This is a genomic window from Leifsonia sp. AG29, from assembly GCF_009765225.1.
Lineage (GTDB): Bacteria > Actinomycetota > Actinomycetes > Actinomycetales > Microbacteriaceae > Leifsonia.
Genome location: NZ_VMSF01000001.1, coordinates 3,153,866 through 3,173,299 on the forward strand (window position 1 = coordinate 3,153,866; position 19,434 = coordinate 3,173,299).

Sequence of the window (19,434 nt, forward strand, 5' to 3'; positions counted from 1 at the left end):
GCGTGGTGTTGTCAGGTGCTGGGTGGTGCGGGATGGGTGGTGCGGGGTTGCTGTCCCGGATCAGGGGTCCAGGGGCAGGACGTCCTGAAGCTCGTAGGCCGCAGGGCGCGACTGGATCTCGCGCAGGAGCCGGAGCTCGAACTTCGGCACGCGCCGGAAGTCGAGCACCCCGTTCTTCTCCTGGAAGACGTCGGTGAGCTGGGTGAAGCAGTACCCGAACATTCCTGGGTCGTCGAGCAGCGTGTCCACCAGCCGGCGGAACCGGTCGAGCCACTCCTCCCGGGTACGCGGCGCCTCGCCGTAGCCCCAGGACTCGTCGCCGGTGCGGTCGCGGTCGGACCACCAGATGCCGCCGAACTCGCTGCAGAAGTAGGGCTGCCCGGCGTAGGGCACGGACCACGGGGTGCCGTCGAGAGCGGTGTTCACGTAGGGGCGACCGTCGGCGAGGCCGCCCATCAGGGTCGCGAACTGGTCCGGGTCCTGCTCATACAGGTGCGAGTCGTAGATGTCGGCGCCGGGCACGCGGTGGGAGTAGCCGGAGGCGTCGATCACGGGACGCGTGGGGTCGATCGCCTTGGTCACCGCGTAGAGCGCCTTCGTGGCGTCGTCGAGGATGGTCAGCCGGTCGGTCATCGGCTGGAACGTCTCGTTCAGCGGACACCAGCCGACGATCGACGGGTGCGACAGGTCGCGGGTGAGCGCCTCCACCCACTCGGCGATGAACGACACCGTCGGCTCCTGAGGGCCGCCGGGCCCGACCTTGGCGCCCCAGTCCGCGAACTCGCCCCACACCAGGTAGCCGAGGCGGTCAGCGTGGAAGAGGTAACGCTCCTCGAAGACCTTCTGGTGGAGGCGCGCACCGTTGAATCCGGCAGCCATCCCGAGCTCGATGTCGGCGATGAGGGCGTCGTCGCTCGGGGCGGTCATGAGCGTCTCGGGCCAGTAGCCCTGATCGAGGACGAGTCGCTGGAAGACCGGACGCCCGTTGAGGAGGACGCGACGGCCGTCGATCGCGACCGAGCGCATGCCGGCGTAGCTCTCGAGCTCATCGACTACGACGTCTCCGTGGAGGAGCGTGAACCGCACTCGATAGAGATGCGGATCCTCCGGCGACCAGGTGCGGAGGCGGTCGCCCGGAACCTGCAGGGTGAGCACCGGCCGCACCTGAGCCGTCACCGCGACCGCGCCGCTGACGACCGGACCGTCTGCGTCCAGGATGTCGACCCGGGCCGTGAGCCCCGCGACCGGGGCGACGACGTCCAGCTCGACAGCGAACGAGGACGAGGGGAGGTCGGGACGGAGGACAGGACGGCCGAAATGCGCGGCCGCCACCGGCTCCAGCCACACCGTCTGCCAGATCCCGGTCGTGCGCGTGTAGAACGCTTCGTAGTTCTCGGGGCGACGGGACTGCTTGCCGCGCGCCTGGATGGCGACGTGGTCGTCCTCCGCGAGCACCGAGAGAGTGAAGGAACCGGTACGGTCGGCTGCCGCGGCCGCCGCCTCTGTGATGTCGAACGCGAACGGGGTGAACCCGCCGCGATGGCGCCCGACCTCGATGTCGCCGACCCAGACGGTGGTGTCGAAGTCGACAGCGCCGAAGTGGAGGAGGATCCGGTCGGCCGCCCAGTCCGCCGGCACCTCGACCGTCCGCTGGTAACGCACGGCGGGGTGGAATTCGGTGCTGCCGATGCCCGAGCGCTCCGACTCCGGCGCGAAGGGGACGACGATCGCCTGGTCCAGCGCCCAGGCGCTCGGTGCACCGTCGGCACCGCCGAACCCGAACCTCCAGACACCGTTCAGATTGAGCCAGCGCTCGCGCACGAACTGCGGGCGCGGGTATTCCGGCCGCGGCACGTCCCGCGCGGCGGCCTCACCGGCCTGTTCGATTTCCCTCGATGCAAACGACACGTTGAGGATGCTAGCGCGAATCTTTGCCTCGATGCAATGGTGGCACGCACCTCCGATGTTCGGGATGCGAACCCGTCACCGATTCGTCGCCGCGACGCCGGGGGCGAGGTCGGGTGCGCTCTCCCTGACGACGAGCCGGTGCGGCCCGACGAGCAACTCGGGATCGAGTCGCTCCCCCGCGAGTCGGCGCACGACGCGGTCGAGAGCCGTCTCCGCGAGCCACTGCTTGTCGGGGCTCACCGTCGTCAGCGAGGGGATGGAGAAGCGACCGTCCTCGATGTCGTCCCAGCCCACCACCGCGACCTCGCCCGGGACCGAGACACCCGCATCGTGAAGGGCCCGCAAGGCGCCGAGCGCCAGCGCATCCGAGAAGCAGAAGACCGCGTCGAACGGTTCGCCGCCGTCGAGCAGCCGCCTCATCGCCGCAGCCCCCTCCGGACGGCGGAAACCATCGACGTACTCGACGATCTTCGGAAGCCGCAGGTCGGGATGCGCGCCGATCGCCGCGCGGTACCCCTCCAGACGCAGAGAGCTGGCGCTGCGCCCGCTTCGCTCCGCACCGATGGCGGCGATGCGCCGGCGACCCTGCGCCAGGAGGTGCTCGACGGCCTCCCGCGCCGCTTGGAAGTTGTCGATCATCACCTTGTCGTAGCCGGGGAACTCATCCTCGCCGAGGAAGACGAGAGGTCCGGCGCCCGGCACCTCCAGGTCCTCGGCATGCAGGGCCAGGGGGCTGAGGACGAGGGCGTCGAAGAGGGACCCTCCGGCCGTCCGCCGCAGAAGCGCGAGCTCCCGGTCGCGGTCGCCGTCCGTCTGATCGACGACGACCGTGAGCCCTCGGGCGGCGCCGCCCTCGACGAAGGCCCGCGTGAGTTCGGCGAAATAGGCGGTGTCCAGCTCGGGAAGCATCAGACCGATCAGACCGGAGCGACCGACCTTGAGACTTCTCGCGAGCTCGCTCGGCCGATACTCGAGCTCCTCGATCGCGCGCAGCACGCGTTCCCGCGTCGCGGGCGCGATGTGCTCGAACCCGTTCACGACGTTCGAGACCGTACGAACCGACACCTTCGCCCGTTCGGCGACCTCACGCCGCGTCGCCATGGCAGCTCCATTCGTCCATCGTTGCCTCGAGGCAACGAGACGATTGTAGCGACGCGGGGCACTCCGAGCCGGCGACGCATGGTGGACCGTCTCAGTACGACCGCCTTACACTCCTCGAACGCCTCCGAGCGAGGACCCGGCACACGAGCCTGCTTCATGCAGGCGAATTCCTGCTGCTCGCTGCCGAATACTGCAGGCAGGTGATCGGACATGTGTCGCCGCACCTCAGGACGGTCGCTGCGCCGGCCCGATCCGTCGAAGTCGGCTGCCTGCTGCCCACAGACTTCCGCGGCCGAGGCCTCGCCACGGTTCCGGCGGGGCTAGCCTGCCGAGCGACCGAGATCTTCGCGGCGCTGCGCGTACTCCTCGCGATCGATTTCGCCGCGCGCGTACCGTTCATCGAGGATCGCTCGTGCGGGCGAAATCGGCGACTGGACGGGGCCAGCCCCACCGGACGGACCGCGCCGGGTCAGGGTGACGACGAGCACGACCACGATCGTGATCAGCAGCAGCGGAACGAGCAGCCACAGAAGCCACCACGCGCCCGCGTCGTCCATCATCCAGCCGTACACGTCTACCACCTCCACATGCAGTCCTCTGTCAATCTGAGCATCGATCGGGCGGGGAGAGGGGGCACTAGGTCCCGTCGATAGGAAACCCCCTGCGGGTATTCAGCCGGGGTGATTACGGTGACCCCAGGGAGGGAGGACACATGCTCGCGGACTGTATCTCGGGGCGCACCCGCACTTGGCGCTGTGTAGTCGTCCTCCTCCTGGCCGTCGCGGGCATCGTGACCGGCCTCCTCGCCATGCACGTGGTCAGCACGCCTATGAGCCAACCGCATGAGTTCTCCGAAAGCCGGTCTGCGACGGCCGTTTCCACGAATACCTCGCCCGTACTCGCGCCGACGTCGGGCGGCAACGCGATGGCCAGCGGATGCGCCGCGGGCGGGTGCGACCCGATGCACGACATGACGGTCATGGTGTGCACGCTCGCTCTGCTCGGCGCGACGCTCCTCCTGCTCGCGCCCTCATGGGGCCGCGGACTGCTCGGCATCGGTTCCCGGGCCGCTCCGGCGAACCTGGTCGGGATGATCGCGCGCTCCGTCGGTTGTCCGCCACCACCGTCCCTTCTGGCCCTCTCCGTCGATCGCAGATGACGCACGCCGCACCCCCGCGCACCGCGCGGTGCTTCCGCCTGCTCACCATCAGCACATACACACGACGAAAGAGACCACAACAATGAAGACCAGACTGATCGCGATCGCCTCCGGCGCGCTCCTGACCGCGGCTGCCCTGACCGGGTGCGCCGCCGGCTCCTCCGAGAACGGCTCCAGGATGGACGACATGCCCGGAATGGACGACCGCGCCTCGAGCTCCGGATCGACCACCTCCGAGCACAACCAGGCCGACGTCACCTTCGCCCGGGACATGGTGGCCCACCACCAGCAGGCCATTGAGATGTCAGACACCCTCCTCGCAAAGCAGGGTGTCGACTCCCGCGTGACCGAGCTCGCTCAAAAGATCAAGGCCGCCCAGCAGCCGGAGATCGACACTATGAACAGCTGGCTCGCCACCTGGGATCGGAAAGCCGGGATGGGCGACATGGGCATGAGCGACGGCATGATGTCGCGCCAGGACATGGACGCACTCACCAACGCCTCGGGATCCGACGCGGCGAAGCTGTTCCTCAGCCAGATGATCCAGCACCACCAGGGCGCAGTCACCATGGCCACGACTGAGATCGAGAAGGGTCAGGCGACCGACGCCGTCGCGCTGGCGAAGAAGATCGTCGCTGCGCAGACCGCCGAGATCGGCACCATGAAGGGACTCCTCGCGAGCCTCTGACCCACTCCGGTCCCACCGACGCAGGCGCCGCCCCGGATAGCATTCACCCCCGCGGTGGCGTAGGTTGGGGTTCCGCCTCCTCCCCTCACGAGGTGCTCTTAGGTGCTCGCGCCCACGGCGTGTCGACCGCACCTACGAGCACCTCGATTTCCGTGAGTCGGGCCGCGTCACGTCCGCTTGGCGCGACTCAGTCGTCGTCGAAGTCGACGTCCTTGCCGCGCAAGGCCGCGATCGCCTTGAGGATGAGCTGGATGGCGGCCACCGCGATGAGAGCGGAGACTCCGAGCGCGAGCACCGGGTCGAGCCAGTACAAGCCTCCCGTGATCAGGATGATCGCGCCGGCCACTGCGATCGCCGCCGCGGCCGCGGCGTCGGCCAGCGCGTCGATGAGGACCGATCGCATGTGAAGGTCCTCGTCAGCGGCGGAGCGGCCGAGGACGAACGCACCCGCCAGCATGACGATCATCGTGACGACGCTGACGATCACCATCGGCAGGCCCTCCACCGGCGGCGAACCCTCGCTCAGTCGTGAGATCGCCTCGATGGTCACGGTCACCGTGACAGCGAGCAGGAGGGTCGCGTTCACCAGAGCAGCGATGGCGATGGGGCGGTGCGCGTTCAGATCGTCGGGGTTCCGATCACGCAGGCCGATCGCGATCAGCCCGAGAACCAACGCGAAACAGTCTGCGACGGTGTCGCCGGCAGCGGCGATCACGCTGACCGAGTGCGCGAGCAGACCCGCGATCAGCAGACCGGCGATCAGGGCGACGTTCAGCCCGAGGACGATGAGTATGCGGCGGCGCTGGCTCGGGCGAGGCGCCCGCACCTGTCCAGCCTCCCGTAGGGGATCGCTAGCATCGGACATCTGAACATTGTCGCGGAACGCTGGGCGGTTTCCGAAGGCGACGCGTGCGTGAACGGCGGGCACACGTCGAGCCCATCAACCGCGGAAGATGTCCACAGCCTCCCGGATCGCGTAGTAGACGATCACGAGCGCGGCGACGGAATCGGCCCACCACCAGCCGAGCACGGTGTTGAGCAGGACTCCGAGCAGCACCGCACAGGCCAAGAGCCCGTCGATCATGGTCACCCGGCCCTCCTTCTGCAGCACGGGGTTGCCCAGCGCCCGTCCGGTCCGAGCCTTGAGAGCGGCGAGGGTGAACATGCAGACCGCGGTGATGCCCGTCCAGATGATCCCGCCCAGGCTGCCCTCGGGCCGATGACCGGCCAGGAGGGCTATGGCGCTCTGCACGAGGAGGTAGGCGGCCAGCGCGATGAACGCCGCGCCGATGAGCCGGAGCGCGAGCTTCTGCCGTTGCTCGCCCGTGCCGGACAGCTCCCAGATCACCACGGTGCTCGCGCCGATCTCGATCAGCGAATCGAGGCCGAAGCCGGCGAGCGCGATCGATGACGAGGAGAGCGCCAGCACGGCGAGCACGATCACTCCGACGATGTTCCAGGTGAGCGTGATCCACTCCAGCGTGAAGCCGGTGCGCAGCAGCGCCTCCCGGTCACGGGTCGCTTCGGTCACGGCCGTTCCTCTCTGGGTTCGATCGGGGTTCGGGCGTCGGCCGGTCAGTGGTCGGCCAGGGTGGGGGTGACGACGAAGTCGTCCAGGTTCCGCAGGTCTGTGCGGACGTGTTCGGAGGCGTGCTCGGCGACGTGAGTGGCGTCGTGCAGGGTCTGCGCGTCGGTGGTGATCACAGCGGAGCCGAGGAGGCGGTGACCGACCCAGCGGAGCTTCACGCTGCGGACGCCGGTCACCCCGCTCGTGTGCTCCAGCGCGTGCTCGACGCGGTCGATCAGCTCCGGGTCGACGGCGTCCATCAGGCGAGCACCGACGGACTTCACCGTTCCCCAGAGCAGCACGAGGATCGAGATCGAGATCAGGAGGCCGATGATGGGGTCGGCGATCGGGAAGCCCAGCAGCACGCCGACCGCCCCGAGCACGACCGACAGCGACGTGATCCCGTCCAGCCGGGCATGCACGCCGTCCGCCACCAGCGCGGCGGAACCGATCTTCCGGCCGACCCGGATGCGATAGATCGCGACGAGCTCGTTGCCCGCGAAGCCGATGAAACCGGCCGCGATCAGCCACCATGCGTTCTGAACCGGCTGCGGGTGGATGAACCGGTCGATCGCCTCCCACCCGGCCACCACGGCGGACAGGGCGACGACGAAGATGATGAACAGCCCCGCCAGGTCCTCCGCTCGACCGAAGCCGAACGTGTAGCGGCGAGTCGCCACGCGACGACCGAGAACGAACGCGATCCACAGCGGAACCGCGGTCAGCGCATCCGCGAAGTTGTGGATCGTGTCCGCCAGGAGAGCGACCGACCCCGTGACCGACACCAGGATCAGCTGCAGCAGCGTCGTCCCCAGCAGGATGAACATCGAGACTTTGACCGCGGTCACGCCGGCTTTGCTGGCCTCGAGGGCGTCGTCGACCGAGTCGGCAGCATCGTGCGTGTGCGGAACGAAGAGGTCGTAGAGGAAGCCCTTCACGCCGCCGTGCGGATGGGAATGAGCGTGGTCGTGGTCGTGGTCGGTGTGGCCGTGATCGGTGTGGTGGTGGCCGTGGCCGTGGTCATGCCCGGTGTGATCGTGGTCGTGCGGGTGATCGTGGGTGTCGTGCGCGTGCGCGTGATCCGGTTCGCCGTGGTCGTGGGTCTGCGTCCCGCTCATGCTGTCGCCTCCATGGAGGCGGCGTCCGCGTGGTGGTGCCGCGGCGTCCCTCCCAGCGAGTGCTCGGCCTGGAAGATGGCGTCGGTGACGAGCCGGCTCGCGTGCTCGTTCTCCAGCCGGTAGAAGACCCGCTGCCCGTCCTGGCGGGTCGCGACGATCCGCGCGAGGCGCAGCTTTGCCAGATGCTGCGACACGGCCGACGGCTGCTTGTCGAGGATGTCGGCCAGGTGGTTGACGGACAGTTCTCCCGCGTCCTTCAATGCCAAGACGATACGCACCCGGGTGGCGTCCGCGAGCATGGCGAAGACCTCGACCGCCAGTTCGACGAACTGACCGTCCGGGAGGCGACCGCAAATCGGCTTATCTGCATCCATACGCAGATACTAACGCAGGAGGAAGGAGGTGAACTCGGCGAACTAGCGGCCGTTGAGAACCCGAGGATGAGGGCAGTCGGATAGCGGTCCGCGCATCCCCCGAAAAGCGACCGATAATGGTGATTATGTCAGCTCGAAGATGGCCTACCCCAATTGAATGCGAATAGGCCGCCGCTCAACACTCCGTCACGTCAATCTTCTAATGGGTGATTCGGTCGAAGCGTCGCCGACATATTTCACCGTCATCTCCAGGAAGACGTCGTTCGACCATTCACACATAGATCGTTTCGTGTACGGGAGCGTTGATCCTGACCCATTGACCAGCTTGCTGTATACGGCGAATTGCTTGAGAAGCTGTTGTGCCCTCTGAAGGGACCCCAACCGTTTCCCCAGGACGGAACTTGGAGCCTGCGCAACTCAGCGTCCGGCCGCTCTCCGCGGAGGTCCGATTTACGCTCGAAAGCGGGAGGCAAATTCTGTCGCGATGTCATCGGGAAGTCCGCTCTCGAACGAGTCGAGCGATGTTCCGATGACGAGGTTATGAATCCCGTCAGTGACTTCAATAGTCACCGCAGATCCGCTTCGTTCTATGCGGACATAGGCAAGTTGACGCCCAAGATGAGACAACGGGTCGGAGTAAGCATAGAGATCATAAAGGAGTTCGATCCATGCCTGGGCCGCGGGCCCCAAGTTGCGTTCGGCTAGCTGCAGTAGCTCGCCGTCTGACCCGTAGCTGTCGGGCTCGAGAACAAGATGAATTGCATCGTGCTGCCACAGAATATGTGAGACACGATGAACGATGGCATCCGCTTCTCGTTGTGCTGACAAAAGAGCTAGGACGCCCTTCATCGACGATAGTTGCTCCTTGATGGTCGTAATTTGCCTCACCCCGAGATTTGATTTACCCAGTCAGGACACCGCTCCATGCCCTCGCAATATGAGCTGATTACTCCCTTCTGCTTGCCATCCGGCGTGTTAGTACGGAAGTCGACGATCGTTCGCAACGTAACCTGGTCTTCAATTTCCGGGGGAACGAGCCAACTGAAGGCGTTAACTCGGTACTTCACGAGTGTCGTCTCATAAACGATCGCGGTCAGCGAGTCGGGATGACTCTTGTCCGCATATTGGGTGGCGACTCGCACAGTTTTTGCGGTCACATTGTGTTTGGTAAGGATCTTCTGTTCGACATTCCACCTCAGATCGATAGTTTTCCCTGCTGCGCGCCAACTTGCAACGACGGCCGTGCTTCCGCCTCCATGCGGAGTAGCTCCGTTGTCGGAGAAGCGTATTCCGATGCCATAGAGGCCGCTCAGATCTTTGCCGTTGACCGGATCACTCGGATATGTGTAAGCATCACTGTTTCCGCCCTCCACCGGGTCAACAGATAGAAACCGTCCCAGAAGCGCGACGTATTGACGTGCGCCCATTTCGACCGTGTCGATGCTTACTTCGTGCTCGTAGAGCTTCTGGTTCGATCCTTCCCAGCCGTAAGAGGCGGTCTGTGGAGTGTTGACCGGGACGGCTTGGTCGGAGGTATGGGTGCCGATGGCACGGGTGGCGGCATCGACCGGGTTACCGAACGGGTCATACGAAGCCAGCTGGCTTTGCCTAACCCCGGCGCTGTTTGTGCAGACTATTGAGTCGCCGTGGATGCTGGGGAACGACCAGGCCGCCGCCGCTTGTAGCGACACCACAACGCCACCGGGAAGCGCGAGGGTACGTTCGATAACTCCACCGGTAGTGGTAAGGGTCCAGTCCGGACTATCACCGTCGGCGCTGAATCCGTACCGGACCGTTGAGGCCGGCCCGCTGGTCGGGGTGACGGTGCGGGAGATGATCCGCCCAGTCACGTCCCTCAGGTAGGAGACAGTTCCCGCTGCGGTGGTTGTGGTGTTGTGTCGGTCAGATTGATCGTAGCCGAGGGTTTGGTCGGCCAGGGTGGTGGTGTTTCCGTGGGCGTCGTATGCGAGGTTCCCGCTCGTGGTGGACAGGCTGGTGGTTGCGATCGGTGACCCACCGCTCACTGTAGGGGCTGTGGTGGCGGTGAGTCGGTCGGCGTTGTCGTAGCAGTACGAGCTGGCCAGGACGGTCGCGGAGGGCGCGCCGGGCGCGGTGTAGGTGTCGCTGAAGGTGGTGCGGTTGCCGTTCTTGCCTGCGCTGCGTTCGTCGCCGCAGGATGCGGTGCCGAACCCGTAGGTGAGGGTGTGATTGGGGATCACCGCTTGGGTGAGCCGCCCCGCGCCGTCGTAGGTGTAGGTCGACACGGCGGGGGTGGATCCGTCGGTGGTGGTGTCCTGCAGGATTCGACCGGACTGGGATCGGATCACGGCATCGGTAATCCCGGGCTGGCTGTTCGGGAACGCCCACGCCAAGGATTGGATCGCTCCGGCTGCATTACGGGTCCAGGTCCCGGTGACGCCGGGACCCGCGTTTCCGGCGCCTGACGGGTAGGCGACCGAGGTGAGCTCCCCTGCGGTGTAGCTGGGCCGGGCGAGGACGTTCCCTGCGAGGTCCTTGACCGCGGTGACACGTCCGTCATTGTCGTAGCTGAACTGCTCCCCCTGACCAGCCTGCCCGGCCGGCGTCGAGGTCTGGGAGACGAGCTGGCTGAGGATGTTGTAGCTGGAGGTCGTGACCGTCCCCCACACATCCGTGTAAGAGGTTGTGCGGCCGAGGAGATCGGTCACGGTCGTGATGCGGCCGCTGGTCGGGGATCCGGTGACCGCGTCGTCCTGTGCCCATGTCGTTAGCGGATCACCGTTCGCGTCGGTAAACCCGAACGTCGCTGTCCGCTTGCCACTGGCGGCAGTCGCCGCAAATGCCTGCTGGCTGATGCGCCCTCGGGCGTCGTAGGTGGTGCAAGACCAGTCGGCGTCTCCGGTCCGCTTGGTGCCAACGATGCGTCCCATAAGGTCGTACACGTAGTACGTGATGATCTGGGTGCCGCTGGAGTTCAAGGCGCCTTTGGAGTCCTCGAGTTGCCCGAACTGCCGAGTGGTCGGATCGAGTCCGCAGACGGGAGCGCCGCCATTGACTTGTGAGGCGTACCCGCCGGTCTCTGTGTAGTAATCGTTCGTCGTCGCAACATTGCCGGCGGGAAGGGTCTGTGACGTCGGTCGTAGGTATCCCGATCCGTATGTCTCGTAGGCGTTGGTGGTGGTGAGGTTCAGCCCGGTGGGGTCGACACTGGTGGAGGTGGCGATGCCCAACCAGGGGGTGGTTCCGTAGGCGGTGGTGGTGTTCATCGCCGGGACCTGGCTCGAGGACACCCCGGACACGCCGGTCGGTGCGGAGTCATCGGTTTTGGAGCTGGTGGGGAGTCCGTAGTTCGGGGAGAGCTTGTCTTGTGGGATGTAGACGCTGCTGCCGCCGGGGGCGGTCCAGGCCAGCCGGAGGGTTTCGGTGCTTGCGGTGGTGTGGGAGTAGGCGACGCGGATCCGGACGGTTTGTCCGGTAGTGGCTGCGGTGTATGCGCTGGAGTAGGTGCCGGTGGCTTGTCCGTTGATCACTAGGACGTCGTTGAGGTAGACCTGGACGGTGTTGTCGCTGTAGGCGCTGATGGTCCAGGCGCCGGTGGTGCTGCTGGGGAAGGTGAGGAGTCCGGTGACTTGGGCGGACCAGTTCGTGGCATTGACATCGGGGATCTGGGTGCTGGACCAGACCTGTTGAGTGTCGGCGCCTGTGAACACCGGTCCATACTCGACCGGAACGCCTCCCGCGTAGGTGTTGTTGTAATACCTGGCAGTCAGCCCAGGGATGCTCTGGTCGTAGCTGGTTGAGGTGTGCGCGGGCGTGATCGCACACGACGCAGTTGGGTGAAGCGTTGAGTCGAAGCAGGACGCGGGCGCCGGCCCGTAGGAATCGGTTGGGCGGTCCTGCTGGTTGTATAGCGTGGTCGATTCCCTGCCGACCGGGTCTGTTGCCGAGGTGGGTTGGTCTTTGACGTTCCAGGTGGTGGAGGTGGCAAGACCCGTGGCCGAGAGGGTGGTAGTGCGCCGCCAGGCGGTGTCGAAGCTGGCGGTGGCGGCGTGCCCGTTCGCCGGAGCGGTGGTGGAGGGGGTGAGTCCGGCAGCGTCGACGTAGGTGGTTCCGGATCCGTCTTCGTTGGCCGTGTACGTGTAGGTCTTCTGCGGCCTCTGGGCGACCGTGACACCGTCGGGGGCGGGGAGAGTGATCTTGCTGACCCGGTTGCTGGCGTCGTAGGCGATGTCGGTGGTCACCGGCCCGGTCGGGCTTTTGTCCGTGTGCGCGGTCAGCCAGTCGTTGACGGCGGCGGAGCGGATCGAGGAGAGCAGTCCGTTGGTGTAGCCGAAGTCGGTGGTCTCGTTGCCGGGGTCGATGATCCGGGAGAGGAACACGCCACCCGCGGACGCAGGAAGCGGCACCTGGTTCGGGTTGTTCGTTGCATCCGCTGCCTTATAGAGCAGTTGGGTAGTGTCCGGGGCGCCGGCCGCGTGGCCGGGATAGATGATCCGGCAGATCATCCCTGCCGGTGCGGCCGTGTACCCAGACGGGACCGGGCAGGCCAGGCCGGAGCTGTCCGTGTCGGAGGCGTAAAGGCCAACGCTGCTGTAGGTGTCGCCGGCGTAGGCGAACTTCACCTGCCGGGTGTAGCTGCCCGAGACGAGTGAAAGCGGGTCGGAGATGCTGTCGAGTTGGTTGGTGCCGGTACGGAACGCCAGCACCGGGGTGGCCCGCTTCTTGGTGTCCACCGCCTGGGTGATCTGGGTGATCTTCCCGGCGGTATTGAACTGGTAGACCGTGCCGGCCTCGTCTGTGAGAGTGAACGCGCCGGTACCATCCTGCGTCAGAACCCCCTGCTCCCCTGGCGGCGGCGTGTATCCGGTGCCGGTGGTGGCCGTGGTGTAGGTGTGCGCGGCCCCGGTGGTGTCGATCAGGGCAACGGACCCCTCCTTGACCTCTGCACGGACGTAGATCGCGTCAGCGCCGCTCAGCGCGGTGGAGGCGCCCCAGCCGGGTGGGAGGGTGTCCACGGTTTTGCTGAACCAGGTCGCGGGGACGGCGCCCGGGATGAGGGTCTGCTGGACGCCGTGGCTGTCGGTGTAGGTGCCCTTGACCCACAATTCGACATTGCCGCCGCCAGCGTGGTTGTAGAACTGCACGCTCACCGGCGTCGGCCCATACGTTCCCGCGGCACCGGTGGTCAGCTCCGGGCTGGAGCCCCAGACCACGGTGGGCTGGTTCGCGTCGTTCCACTGGTCGACCGCGGTCGACCCGTTGAGGACGAGTTTGGCTCCGTCGTCACGGACGAACCCGAACGTGTACGACCCGCCAGCGGGAGGGGTGATGAACCCGGTCCAGTTGACCATGTAGTTCGTTGACGGCATGCCAGGTGCGGGCGGGTTGGTCCCCCACTGGAATTGCACCAACGGATCGGTGCGCACCAGCTTGGTCTTCGACGCCAGATCGGAGCGAGTCATGCTGAAGGTCGGGTTCGCCCCGTCCCCGGATAGGTCGTAGTACGTGCCCGTGAGCCCTTGGGTGGAGGGCTCCTGGGAGTTGTAGTTGAACGACAGTCCCATCGGGCCGCCCAGCGTGGACACCGTCGGGGAGGCAAAGGAGAGGTTCGCGTTTCCGTTGGCCAGGTTCACGCTCACTCCCCCGGCCGTGTCCGAGGGTGACGGGCCTCCGGTGCCCATCCGGGTGGTGTACCGGAAGTGGTTGATCCAGGAGCCGGGTGACGTGTCATACCCGTCCGCGACCATCACCACCCAGGAGTAGGTGACCCCGTCTTGGAGCACGTTCGCGGGGACCTGCCACGAGTACGGTGCCGTCGTGAATTGTGGGGAGACGGCGACCACGCCGCTGACCCCGTCCGCACCGGTGGCGACCTGGATCTGGTATTTGAGCGTGTCCCCGTTGGCGTCGGTGCCCGCTCCCCCACTCAAGGTCGGTGTCGGGTTGACCAGCACGGACCCGTCAGCGGGCGCAGTTGTCCCCTGCGCCACGACACCGGGTGTGTTCGTTTTGAACGAATAGACCGGTGAGACCTCTTGGGAACACGACATCGCGGCCGTGTTATTGCAGTACCCGTCTTTGACGTAGAGGTGGTAGTAGTACGTCGTGTTCGGTTGCAGCACCGCCTTGGGCACCGTGATCGGGTTGTTGGACACCCACTGCGAGTTCCACACCTGCCCGGTCTCCGCGTCCGTCCCCGTCGCGATCCGGTAGTAGTAGATCAGACCCGTGCCTTCCGGATCCGAGGAGGCGATCTGGAACGTCGGTGTCAGCGTAGATCGGACACCGCCGGTTGGGGAGGCGCCGGTCGCGGTCGGGGGGGCCGGGTAGTCCTTCCACTGGATCCAGATGTAGTTGTTGATGCTCTTCAGCGTGTAGGTGCCCGGGTTCTCCCCACCGACGAGCATCACGAGCGCGCCGTTGATCCGAGAGTTGATCCACCCGGCCATCTGCTGCGCGAACCCATTGCCCGAAGACTGGCCCGTGTAGCCCACCGACAGGCTCGCCAGATAGTTCGCGTTACAGGCAAAGCACACCCCGTTGGCCCACCACACGCTGCCGCCATAGGTGCTCTGGGTGCCCACGATGCCGTTCATCTGCATCGTCAACCCGGCATCCAGGATCTGCTTGCCGAACAACGACTCATACGGGTAGTGCAGCACCGTGCGCCAGTAGTCATCCCCCGGGTCGCGGGCGTTGCCGATCAGGGACGTGTCGGTTCGGATCGTGCCATCCTGCTTGATCGAGTAGACGTTGTCGCCGGCACCGGTGGAGGTGGTCGGGTCGATGAACACCGGGAATACCCGCTGCGGATCAGTAAGCCACGCCCGAGATGGGGACAAGGTGAGCTTCCACTTGTCGCCGACCTTCTTCAACGTCACCGGGACGTTCGTCGTCGCATCCGAAGACTTGCCCTCCACCCCGGAGGAATCCCACATCAACGGGGTCGGTATCCGGAACCGGACCGTCCCGTTCGAGTCCGTCAGATCAACGCCGTCGTACTCATTCACCGTCAGGGTGAGGCCGGGCGCGGACACCAGCCACGAGTACGTCGACTGGGACGACTTGGGCACACCGCTGAGCTCGATCGTCTCCTTCACCGCTGACGGCTGCACCTGATAATGCAGGTCGGCCTTGTCGAACACACCCGGGTAGGACACCTGGTCGGCGCCGGCCTTGTTCCGCACCGCCGTCGGCAACGGCCGCTTCAGCTTCGCCGCGGCCGCGCCCTGCAGGGTGTAGCTGACCTTATAGCCGTCCTGCTCCACCGACACCGCATTGGTCGCCGTCGCCGTGTCCAAGAAGGACGGGTGCAGCAGGTTCTGCGGAACACTCATCCCACCGGTGGCCGAGTCCGCTTGCAGAGTCGTCGCGGACTCCACGTACTGGCCGTCCTGCAGCATGTTGATCGGTGTCGCCGACACCTGCGTCACATGCGTGCCATCCGTACGCGCGTACGTGGTGGAGAACTCATCCCGCGCGCTCACCGCAGCACCCGACACATCCGACGGCGCCGTCGGCGAGGAGGGCGCGGCCGCATCACTGACCGGGTTCAACGTTGACCCCTGCGTCTGCTTCATCGGCGTCGCACTCAAGTCCTCCGGCGTCCCCGCCTTCACCGGTGCCGCGGTCGCTGGCAACGGCGGCAGATCCGTCGGCGCGATGGCCGCCGCCTTAGCCTCCCCTACTGAAGGTGCGGCCTGAGTTGGCGTCACCGTTCCCGCCACCAGGGCGAGGACCGCCACAACCGAAATCAGCCCAGCACGGCTCCACAGCGCAAACGGCGCACGACGATCCCCTCGACCAACCCCCGCTCCCCCGATAGCCGAGCGCGAGGTCAATCTATGGGCAAGCACATGTTGGGAGAAAGACAAGATGTCTGAGGAAATTCACATGTTAATGCCCCAAAACAGGGGCAACGATAAGCCTGCGAAGTCGTTCTCACCAGCGCCGCAGCTGTGCGCCAGACCTAGCCGAGTGGTTTGCTCGCAGGCCCAAGATGCACCCACGTCGGGAATTGCCATGCGCTTCCGAGCGCCCGATCTCAGGAGTCGACCGTGGTCCGCACCGCGGCAGAGTTGCCAGAGTTCAGCGGCGAGCTGGGAAAGCGTTCATTCAGCAGCGCTGTCAGTTCGGTGATGCGTTCCTCGAGGTCGGCATCCGCCTGCTCTATTTCTTTCGCCGTAGTGGTGCGCACCTGTTCGATGAGCCAGGACGCCACCGACGCCGTAACAACGCCCAGGACCGCTATCCCGCCCACCATCAAACCAACAGCGACAAGCCGGCCGATCGCTGTAACCGGATAGTGATCGCCGTACCCGACCGTGGTGATCGTCACCGCCGCCCACCACAGCGCGTCCCCCACGTTCTTGATGTTCGAGCCCGGCGCGTTCTCCTCCGCGTCCAATACCGCGATCGCGCCGACGTACGTCAGCAGCACCGCCGACCCCAACACATAGGTCAGCACCCGACCACGGAGAGTCGACCCCGCGAACCGATGCAGGATCGTCAGCACCAGCACCAATCGGATCAGCCGCAGCGGCCGCAACACCGGCAACGCGAGGATTGCCAACTCGTGCAGATTCCGCACGAACCAGCGGCCCCGATTCTCGGCAAGCACCAGCATCACCAGGTAGTCGATGGCGAACAGAAACCACGTCACCCAGATCAGCGCGTCCAATGCGCCGGCACGGCGATCGGAGACATCCCCGATCACCTCGATCGAGTACGCCACCAAGAAGATCACAGCAACACCGAGGAGAGGCCACTCGGTGAACTGCCGCCAGCGAGCCTGAGTCATGCACCGAAGCGTAACGGCGGACCGAGAACGCAGCACAAATTTCTCCCGAGACCAATTCCCAAGCGGTGAGGAGACGGTGAGTTTGGCCAAAAACCATTGACCGGGTAGTCTGGGCCGCAGCCTGACTTCCCAGTGTTTTACTGGGATTCCGGGCCGCGCGAGTGTAGTTCAATGGTAGAACCTCAGCTTCCCAAGCTGATAGCGCGGGTTCGATTCCCGTCACTCGCTCCAGGTTGCGCTTTGAAATGTCGCGGGACGGGACTTCGGCCATCATTCTCGAGACTCGTGACTCCGAATGTGACTCCGAGTGGGCCAATCTGATGGCCTCCATGCGCAAACAGCAGCTCCCCAGCGGCACGACCTGATCAGTCGTCCGGTCTAATCGGTGCGCTCCGGCAGCCAGGCGAGGTAAGTGGTCAGGGTGTCGCTGTCATTTGCACTGCAATGCGTCCGGCCGCGCCAGCAGCTGGACTGACCGAGTTCAGGGAGTCATGACTCCGTAATGGGGCTCAACACGGCTCGATTCACTGCAATGGCCGTTGGATCACTCCGCGGAAACTCGCGGATCTGTTGGGCGGTGAAGGAGATGCCAACGGGTCCGATTCCCGTCACTCGCTCTGTTGCCAAGTTTCAGACTATTCGCGCTGCTCGCTTCTCGTTCTGATCGCGCCCGCGCCTGCGCCCGTGCTGTCCGCGCCCGATCTCGCCATGCCAGGATGAGGTGCGCGCTGCCGGAGGTCGGCAGCTGACGCGGCGCATGCGGCGCGACGGAGGACGGCGGGCAGGTGGGACTCCACGCACAGAACCGACGCCCGGACAAACGTGGTGTCTGGCGGACAGCGATCATCGTCGCCGTCGGGCTGGTCTTCCTCCTGGTCGCCGGGGGCGCGCTGTTCGCACGCACCGCGAGTGCGCAGACCGACCTTGCCAACCGACCCGGCACCGCCGCCTCCGCACCGACCGGAGTCGACGACTTCACCTTCGCGAGCTTCGACGGCGACTACCGGCTCGGCCGCGACAAGGACGGGCACTCGACGCTCACCACCGTCGAGACGCTGGTGGCCCGTTTCCCGCAGGTCGACCAGAACCACGGCATCCGGCGCCGACTCGTGGAGGACTACGACGGTCACCCGACAGGCCTCCAGGTCGTCTCCGTGACCGACGAAAAGGGCAGCCCACGCCCATACACCAGCGACTCGAAAGACGGGATCCTGTCGCTGACGATAGCCGCGAACGACTACGTTCACGGTGACCAGACTTACGTCATCACGTACCGGCAGACGAACGTCACGCGCTACTTCCCGGATGTCGGCAATGACGAGTTCTACTGGGACACCAACGGCACCGGCTGGGCGCAGTCGTTCGACCGCGTCACGGCGACCGTGCACCTCGGGCGCGGCTTGGCGGATTCCCTCCGGGGCAGCCCGTCCGCGTATCGCGGGGTTCAGGGCTCGAAGCAGGCCGCGACCGTGGAGCGCACGGACGACGGGTTCCGCTTCAGCGCCGACAGACTCGGGCCGGGCGAGAACCTCACGTTCGCCATCGGCTTCGCACCTGGCACCTTCACCGCACGAGCCGACGGGGTGTTCAATACGGGTTGGGGCTACGCGGCTGCCGCGGGCCTCCTCCTCAGCGTTCTGGGGCTGGGCGGCGCGATCTTCGTGCGTGTGCGCCTGCTGCGCGATACGCCGGGGCGCGGCACGATCATCCCCGAGTACGTCCCACCGGTGGAGGGGCTCCTGCTCTCAGCGGACGTGACCGGACGCACCAAGAAGGCGGTCGCCGCGGAAACACTCGACCTCGCGGTGTCGGGACGGGTGCGCGTGCTGGAGACGACGGGATTCTTCAAGCGTCCCTCCTATTCGCTCGAACTCGTCTCGACGGAGGCGAGCGGTCGCCAGGCGCTGCGCGATCCGCACCCGACGGCTGATGAGCTGCAATTCCTCCGGGCGCTCTTCGGCGACTCGGTCCTCCCGGGCATGACCCTCGAGCTCGGCTCATCTCACTCGCGAGTCGCCCGCGCGATCTCGGCCCTGCTGAAGCGCGTGCACAAAGACGCCACCCGCCTCGGCTACCGCGCGCCCAGGCCGCGCGGGGCGGTCCGGGCGACGATGTTCACCGCGGTGGGCGGGACCGTGCTCGCCGTCGTCGGCTCGGTGCTCTGCATCAGCGGCGTTTACGGCGGGGTGGTCCCGTTGGTCATCCTCATCTGCTCGATCCTCGCCTTCGTCGGCGTCGTCATCCTCCTGTCGCACTCGCCGCTGACGAGCAAGGGCACGCTGCTCCGCGAATACGTGGAGGGACTCCGCATGTACATAGAGCTCGCCGAGGCCGACCGCATCCGCTACCTGCAGTCGCCGCAAGGTGCGGAGCGTGTACCCGTGGCCGTGGACGACCCGCGCGAGATGCTGAAACTGACCGAGCGCCTCCTGCCCTGGGCCGTGCTGTTCGGCGAGGAGAAGAAGTGGCTCGCCGAACTCGGGCGGTTCTACGAACAGACAGGGCAGACGCCGAGCTGGTACTCGGGCCAGACCGCCTTCAACGCCGCTGTACTGTCGCAGGTGGTCAGCGGCATCGCCTCCAGCACGGCCATCGCGAGCAGCTCCTCATCCGGCGGCACCGGAGGCGGCGGGTTCTCGGGCGGCGGAGGCGGAGGCGGCGGAGGCGGGGGCGTCTAACCGCGTTCGCCCGCGGTGAACTCTCGAATTTGTATCTAGACCGCTGCGGGCGGTGCGAGCGA

The 19,434-nt window shown here is 65.9% G+C and carries 13 protein-coding genes and 1 tRNA gene; 4 read left to right on the top strand and 10 right to left on the bottom strand.

What is annotated here, in order from left to right; all coding sequences use genetic code 11:
- Window positions 1-60 precede the first annotated feature (60 nt).
- The 3 genes from FPT20_RS15185 to FPT20_RS15195 form a co-directional block, all read right to left on the bottom strand.
- Window positions 61-1,908, bottom strand: coding sequence for a glycoside hydrolase family 2 protein (locus FPT20_RS15185; protein ID WP_233265558.1), 1,848 nt, complete (start codon window positions 1,906-1,908; stop codon window positions 61-63).
- 75 nt (window positions 1,909-1,983) lie between these two features.
- Window positions 1,984-3,009 (bottom strand): LacI family DNA-binding transcriptional regulator, encoded by a 1,026-nt coding sequence (locus FPT20_RS15190; protein ID WP_158866828.1) that lies wholly within the window; start codon window positions 3,007-3,009, stop codon window positions 1,984-1,986.
- A gap of 320 nt (window positions 3,010-3,329) precedes the next feature.
- On the bottom strand, window positions 3,330-3,581 hold the full coding sequence (locus FPT20_RS15195; RefSeq protein WP_233265559.1) for an SHOCT domain-containing protein: 252 nt from the start codon (window positions 3,579-3,581) through the stop codon (window positions 3,330-3,332).
- Window positions 3,582-3,721: 140 nt separating this feature from the next.
- Between FPT20_RS15195 and FPT20_RS15200 the strand changes: the two genes are divergently transcribed.
- Both FPT20_RS15200 and FPT20_RS15205 read left to right on the top strand, forming a co-directional pair.
- Window positions 3,722-4,168 carry a DUF6153 family protein gene (locus FPT20_RS15200; protein ID WP_158866831.1) on the top strand — a complete coding sequence of 149 codons (447 nt, stop codon included), beginning with the start codon at window positions 3,722-3,724 and terminating at the stop codon, window positions 4,166-4,168.
- A gap of 82 nt (window positions 4,169-4,250) precedes the next feature.
- Window positions 4,251-4,856, top strand: a complete 606-nt coding sequence (locus FPT20_RS15205) for a DUF305 domain-containing protein (protein WP_158866834.1) — start codon at window positions 4,251-4,253, stop codon at window positions 4,854-4,856.
- A gap of 187 nt (window positions 4,857-5,043) precedes the next feature.
- Here FPT20_RS15205 and FPT20_RS15210 read toward each other — a convergent pair whose 3' ends face one another.
- The 7 genes from FPT20_RS15210 to FPT20_RS18190 form a co-directional block, all read right to left on the bottom strand.
- On the bottom strand, window positions 5,044-5,682 hold the full coding sequence (locus FPT20_RS15210) for a cation diffusion facilitator family transporter (protein WP_158866837.1): 639 nt from the start codon (window positions 5,680-5,682) through the stop codon (window positions 5,044-5,046).
- A gap of 114 nt (window positions 5,683-5,796) precedes the next feature.
- Window positions 5,797-6,387, bottom strand: a complete 591-nt coding sequence (locus FPT20_RS15215; protein WP_158866840.1) for a cation transporter — start codon at window positions 6,385-6,387, stop codon at window positions 5,797-5,799.
- A 44-nt stretch (window positions 6,388-6,431) separates the two neighbouring features.
- Window positions 6,432-7,541, bottom strand: coding sequence for a cation diffusion facilitator family transporter (locus FPT20_RS15220; protein ID WP_158866843.1), 1,110 nt, complete (start codon window positions 7,539-7,541; stop codon window positions 6,432-6,434).
- The gene (locus FPT20_RS15225; RefSeq protein ID WP_158866846.1) at window positions 7,538-7,915 is read right to left on the bottom strand and encodes an ArsR/SmtB family transcription factor; all 378 of its coding nucleotides are present in this window, start codon (window positions 7,913-7,915) and stop codon (window positions 7,538-7,540) included. Before FPT20_RS15225 ends, FPT20_RS15220 begins: the two co-directional genes overlap by 4 nt.
- A 450-nt stretch (window positions 7,916-8,365) precedes the next feature.
- Window positions 8,366-8,764: a hypothetical protein gene (locus FPT20_RS15230; protein WP_158866849.1), complete on the bottom strand. Its 399-nt coding sequence runs from the start codon at window positions 8,762-8,764 to the stop codon at window positions 8,366-8,368.
- A gap of 35 nt (window positions 8,765-8,799) precedes the next feature.
- Window positions 8,800-15,639 (bottom strand): PA14 domain-containing protein, encoded by a 6,840-nt coding sequence (locus FPT20_RS18130; RefSeq protein ID WP_158866852.1) that lies wholly within the window; start codon window positions 15,637-15,639, stop codon window positions 8,800-8,802.
- Window positions 15,640-15,938: 299 nt separating this feature from the next.
- Window positions 15,939-16,694, bottom strand: a complete 756-nt coding sequence (locus tag FPT20_RS18190) for a potassium channel family protein (protein WP_158866855.1) — start codon at window positions 16,692-16,694, stop codon at window positions 15,939-15,941.
- Between the two features lie 157 nt (window positions 16,695-16,851).
- Here FPT20_RS18190 and FPT20_RS15245 point away from each other — a divergent pair.
- A tRNA-Gly gene (locus tag FPT20_RS15245) sits at window positions 16,852-16,925 on the top strand.
- A 554-nt stretch (window positions 16,926-17,479) separates the two neighbouring features.
- Window positions 17,480-19,372, top strand: coding sequence for a DUF2207 domain-containing protein (locus tag FPT20_RS15250; RefSeq protein ID WP_158866858.1), 1,893 nt, complete (start codon window positions 17,480-17,482; stop codon window positions 19,370-19,372).
- Window positions 19,373-19,434: the final 62 nt, after the last annotated feature.

Coding starts and splice junctions, on each gene's coding strand:
- FPT20_RS15220 (WP_158866843.1), bottom strand. CDS start 7,541: ATGAGCGGGACGCAGACCCACGACCACGGCGAACCGGATCACGCGCAC.
- FPT20_RS15205 (WP_158866834.1), top strand. CDS start 4,251: ATGAAGACCAGACTGATCGCGATCGCCTCCGGCGCGCTCCTGACCGCG.
- FPT20_RS18190 (WP_158866855.1), bottom strand. CDS start 16,694: ATGACTCAGGCTCGCTGGCGGCAGTTCACCGAGTGGCCTCTCCTCGGT.
- FPT20_RS15225 (WP_158866846.1), bottom strand. CDS start 7,915: ATGGATGCAGATAAGCCGATTTGCGGTCGCCTCCCGGACGGTCAGTTC.
- FPT20_RS15200 (WP_158866831.1), top strand. CDS start 3,722: ATGCTCGCGGACTGTATCTCGGGGCGCACCCGCACTTGGCGCTGTGTA.
- FPT20_RS15190 (WP_158866828.1), bottom strand. CDS start 3,009: ATGGCGACGCGGCGTGAGGTCGCCGAACGGGCGAAGGTGTCGGTTCGT.
- FPT20_RS15230 (WP_158866849.1), bottom strand. CDS start 8,764: ATGAAGGGCGTCCTAGCTCTTTTGTCAGCACAACGAGAAGCGGATGCC.